Consider the following 5066-nt stretch of genomic DNA (forward strand, 5'->3'; position numbering starts at 1 on the left):
CGGGCAAGCCGTTCTTCAACATCAAAGAAACCMGGCTGCTTCATCTTTCATCATCCCCAATCAACTAAGGGGAAATGGAATCACAGAGCAGACCTCAATACCAGGGGGTTTTTCGAACCCTCCACCTAGGCCCTCTGAACCGAGTAAATCTCTCTTCATCAACATAAAAGAACCTTGGCTGCTTCATATCACTATGCCCTGCCCCAAGATCGAAGGAATGGAGTCACACAGAGAGCCTCAAAACCAGAGAGTTTTTCGACCCTTCCCGCGGGGGGCAATATTTTTGTCATTATGAAAAAAACATTCACTTGATGATTTTTATTTTATTAACTATTAACTGATCGTTACCGCCTCGCGATAAAAGTTTGGAACTTCTTAATTAATGCCTCAGAGCCCGATATCGAGTGATCAAGAGGCCGCTTCGAGCGGTGCGAACCCCCTTGGTTCCAAGCTTTCTGATAAGCCCGCATATCCCCCTTCAGCGTCAGTCCCGACTCAACAGGCGCATCATGGCATTCGGTTTGATTTCAATTTTGGGTGTCGTGTTCAACTGCCACTTCTGGAAGACGGGCAAACATGGCACGTCCGACTTAGAGACCTTGATACGGGCAATATTCTCTTTGAGAAAACCGGGATCCCTGCAGGTCTTATTCATTCCAGCAAGCGTTGGTATGTCCGATTTGGCATAGATGTTTGGATCGAAAGTCAGCCTCAAGGTGGCGTCAAATCAGAGAAACAGGTTTTCAGTCATCACTTCGACCCACAAAACAAAGAGATTCTAATCCAATTCCCAGTGGGTACACTCGGCGACACATTGGCCTGGATGCCCTATGCAAACCGCTTTGCGAAAAAACATGGTGCCCATGTCACCTGCGCTCTTTCAGGCCTCATCAGTCCTTTGTTTGAGAAAGCGTATCCTCATATTCGCTTTTTTACGCACGAAGAGGTCATTGACCAAAAGCTCAGCGACACATTCTACGGGACCTATAGTTTAGGACTGTTTTTTGATGATGTGGCATGTGACTGGCAACCGACTGATTTTCGATATGTCGGCCTACATAAAACAGCCGCCTATATCCTCGGGGTTCCCCCTGAAGAAGAGCCTGCAAAGATTACTCTTTCTGACGAAAGTCGTCCTCTAAAAGAGCCTTATGTCTGTATCGCCGTACAGGCGAGCTCCCAATGTAAATATTGGAATAACCCGACAGGTTGGCGCGAAGTTATCACGTGGCTTAAAGAGCAAGGGTATCGCGTCGTCTGTATTGATCAGAAAGCCGAACATGGGACAGGCGTGGTATGGAACCACTTGCCGCATGGAGCTGAAGACCAGACAGGAAATCGTCTTCTGGCAGAACGAGCGCGCTGGCTTAAGCATGCAGCATTTTTTATTGGCGGCAGTTCAGGCCTAGCCTGGCTCGCATGGTCTGCAGGCTGTCCTGTGATCATGATTTCAGGGTTTACCCACCCCAATAACGAGTTTGAAACGCCCGGGCGCGTGATCAACTGGCACACCTGTAATTCATGCTGGAATGACCCGAAGGAGCGTTTTGATCACCACGATTTTTTGTGGTGTCCGCGGCACAAAAACTCCGAAAGGCAGTTTGAGCGCACAAAACTTATCACCTCAGAAATGGTGATAAATAGAATCAAATTAATTAGAGGATAATAAAATGAGTTATGTATCTAATGGTACACTCTATGTAACAGATGCAGTTGGTGGCGCGGGGGCCCCAGGAAGTTTCTATGGAGCAGCATTTTCTAGCGCTGTTATTCTCTCCGGAGGAGAATATTCAGGAACGGGGTCAGTAGCATCTGGTGCAGGGTTTGTTGTTAGTAGCGGTGGTAGATTAGATGCAAACCTGACGGTTTCCTCAGGAGGATCTATTGAGCTCGAACGGGGATCTCTCATTGGATATTCATCTTCCACTTTAACATTGTTGAGTGGTGCTAGTCTTATAGTCGATGCTGGAGCTCAGCAATATACTGGGGAAAATTACATTCTTTCTGGCGGGACAATTTCTGCTTATAGAGATTTGGGGTCACACACGTGGACAAGTGCTGGCGGCACCCTGATCATTGAGAGTGGCGTATCCCTTAGTGAAAGCCCCGTTGCTGGAGCAGCAACTGTTGCGGTCAGCAGCGGAGGTAGCTTGTCTGGCGGGACCTTTGTCTCCGGTAATACTGTCGCCGTGTATGCGGGTGGTGTGACGTCCAACATTGTCGCTTCCAGCGGAGCCGGTGTTGGTATTCAGGGTACCGGGTCAAATGTTACGATTGATACAGGCGCTGTTCTAGAAATTGCTTCTGGTGGTTTGGTAGAAGGGAGTACAATTAACGGCGGAACAGGTCACGTCGACTCTGGTGGAAGCCTTACCACCACCATAATTGATAATAGTGCCACTGTGACCGTGAGTGGGGGTGCTACGGCTTCAGGTCTGACACTTGAAACGCTGGGTACCGTCGTTGTTAGTTCCGGAGCAACTGTTTATAACACCGTTATTTCCAGTGGCGGCGGTCTTGGCCTCGCTGGTACGGCTTCCGGAACAATCGTTAACTCCGGCGGTGTACTGGAGATCAGTTCCAATGGTATTGCTCAGGACAATACTATTACCAGTGGCGGGGCCATTGATGCCGATGCAGGCAGTGTCGTGGGCACAACGACGGTGTCAAGTGGCGGATCGCTTACGGTTGCAAGTTCAGCAGCAATTTCAGGTGTTGTCACCATAGCCAATGGCGGCTCTGCAACGATCTGGAACAATGCTGGCGGAAGCATTGACCTCGTAGGAGACACCAACCACGGACTGACCATTTCGGGTCTCGAAAATGGTGGTACAGTCAGTACGGTCATTAGCGGATATACAGGAACGGGACCCGGTGATTCAGATTCAATAGATCTGGCCGGCGTTTCTCCTACGGGCGCAACATACAGCTATCCGTCCAACGATCAGGTGGTCGTAACGCTCAGCAATGGAAACACCATCACCCTTAATATCGAAGGCGTCAAAACGACAGGTTTCGCTCTCGTTAGTGATGGCAATGGTGGGTCCTTTGCTGAAGTCTGCTTCCTTGCGGGTAGCCTCATCTCAATCCCGTCTGGAACGATTGCCGTCGAAAAGCTGGCGGTCGGTGATAACGTCACAGCATATGTCGATGGGACCGAAACAGTTCGCCAGGTGACATGGGCCGGCCAGGCCCGCTGCACAGTCCGTCCGCATCTTGCTTTAGATCAGGCAGGATATCCCGTTCGCATTCTCAAAAATGCGATCTCTGAGGGCGTTCCTTTTAAAGACATGCTGATCACCGCCGAGCACTGCCTCTTCTTTGACGGCAAGTTCGTGCCGGCCCGGATGCTCGTAAACGGTCGTTCGATCTTCTATGACACCTCGATCACGTCTTACGACTACTATCACATCGAAACCGCTGACCACTCCGTCATCATGGCTGACGGTATGTTGACGGAGAGTTATCTCGATACCGGAAACCGTCGCGCTTTCCGTCAAAATAACGCTGTCGTCTCCATTCCTCTCAGCCGTAATCTCTCCTGGGATGATGCCGCAGCCCCTTTCACCGTGTCGCGTGAAGCAGTCGAGCCGATTTACCGTCAGATTGAAGTCCGTGCCAAGGAGCAGAATTGCCCGGTACACTCCGAAGCCCCGTCCCTGACCTATGACAGCGACCTGCACCTTGTGACCGATACAGGCGCAACAATCCGGGCAGCCCGGACCAATAATGATCAGGTTATCTTCATGATCCCTGTCGGCGTCGACAGCGTCCGGATCGTCTCTCGTGCCAGCCGTCCATATGACGCACTAGGACCCTTTGTGGACGATCGTCGGACACTGGGGGTTCTGGTCGGCGATATCAGAATGTTCGAAAGCAATGCAACGCGTTTACTCAGCGCGCATTTGACTGAGGAAGGTCTTTTAGGTTGGAGTAACGTCGAAGACGGAACAGTGCGTTGGACTGAAGGAAATGCTTTTCTTTCTTTAGGACATCGCCCCCTAGGCAGTATCGCTCTGTTATCCGTTCAAATTCTTGCGTCTGGTCCCTATCTGGTGACAGACAGGACTCTAGACGTGGCCCTTCAGGCATAACAAAAAAGAACCCGGTGACTTCACGTCACCGGGTTTTTCTTATATGATGCCACAATCATGCCACATAGAACCTTGCTGACTCCAGGGCAGATCTGGACCCCCAAAAATCAACAGGAATTCCCTAGAAAAATTGTTGATCTGGTGAAAAGCAGTATCGAATTTCAGGTATTGAACAATAAATTAGATATAAAAAGATGCGCTCACTCTCTTTTTCGAAAATGGATTAAAAGTACCCAAGCGTCTCTTACTGAAATTGATGAAACCCGCGTATCTCCAACACTCGCGTTGGCACAAAAGCTCTTTGCTCTTCGCAAGTCCGCAAAGATGAGCCAGCTTGCTCTTTCTGAAGCGCTCAATATCAGTCGCTCTGCGGTTGCTGCGCTTGAAACGGGACGAACTGGAGATCTTCAAAAATACCTTCCAAAAATTTCTGAAATTTTTGATGTTCCCATCAATTTTTTTCTGGATGGCCTCTCAACCAAACCAGTAAAACGCCTCATCTCATCAGATGAAGATATTTTGATTGATCTTTACAGAGCTCTCACGCCAGAAAAAAAAATCAGTGCCCAGAAGTATATGGAGAGGCAAAAAAATACATAAATGATCAGGTTGCTACGCAGCGGGGCTGATCCGCTCCAGAAAGATGAAGCGGCGCATATGGAGGGTTCGAAAAACCCTCTGGTTTTGAGGGTGCCTTTGTGATTCCATTTCCCCCGAGTTGATTGGGGTATTGATCATGAAGCAGGCTGGTTTCTTTGATGTTGAAGAGAGGCTTGCCCGGCTGAGCGGGCTKGGTGATCAGCTTGAAGCGTTTTCCCGGACTGTGGATTTTGAGGCCTTCCGCCCTGATCTGGAGAAGGCTCTGGCCTATTCAGACAGGATCAAAGGCGGCCGTCCCCCGTTCGATCCGGAGCTGATGTTCAARATYCTGGTCATCCAGACGYTGAACAATCTGTCCGACGAGCGAACGGA

The 5066-nt window shown here is 49.7% G+C and carries 4 protein-coding genes; all 4 read left to right on the plus strand.

What is annotated here, in order from left to right; genetic code table 11:
- The first annotated feature begins 382 nt into the window (after positions 1 to 382).
- Positions 383 to 1666, plus strand: a complete 1284-nt coding sequence (locus KP705_RS15070; RefSeq protein ID WP_015075061.1) for an autotransporter strand-loop-strand O-heptosyltransferase — start codon at positions 383 to 385, stop codon at positions 1664 to 1666.
- Positions 1667 to 1670: 4 nt separating this feature from the next.
- Positions 1671 to 4094 carry a Hint domain-containing protein gene (locus KP705_RS15075; RefSeq protein ID WP_015075060.1) on the plus strand — a complete coding sequence of 808 codons (2424 nt, stop codon included), beginning with the start codon at positions 1671 to 1673 and terminating at the stop codon, positions 4092 to 4094.
- A gap of 57 nt (positions 4095 to 4151) precedes the next feature.
- Positions 4152 to 4694, plus strand: coding sequence for a helix-turn-helix domain-containing protein (locus KP705_RS15080; RefSeq protein ID WP_100225175.1), 543 nt, complete (start codon positions 4152 to 4154; stop codon positions 4692 to 4694).
- A gap of 136 nt (positions 4695 to 4830) precedes the next feature.
- A partial coding sequence (locus KP705_RS15085; RefSeq protein ID WP_215764744.1) for a transposase occupies positions 4831 to 5066 on the plus strand: 236 nt, incomplete at its 3' end.

Source organism: Gluconobacter sp. P1D12_c (assembly GCF_018812105.1).
Classification (GTDB): Bacteria; Pseudomonadota; Alphaproteobacteria; order Acetobacterales; family Acetobacteraceae; genus Gluconobacter; species Gluconobacter oxydans_A.

Coding starts and splice junctions, on each gene's coding strand:
- KP705_RS15070 (WP_015075061.1), top strand. CDS start 383: ATGCCTCAGAGCCCGATATCGAGTGATCAAGAGGCCGCTTCGAGCGGT.
- KP705_RS15080 (WP_100225175.1), top strand. CDS start 4,152: ATGCCACATAGAACCTTGCTGACTCCAGGGCAGATCTGGACCCCCAAA.
- KP705_RS15075 (WP_015075060.1), top strand. CDS start 1,671: ATGAGTTATGTATCTAATGGTACACTCTATGTAACAGATGCAGTTGGT.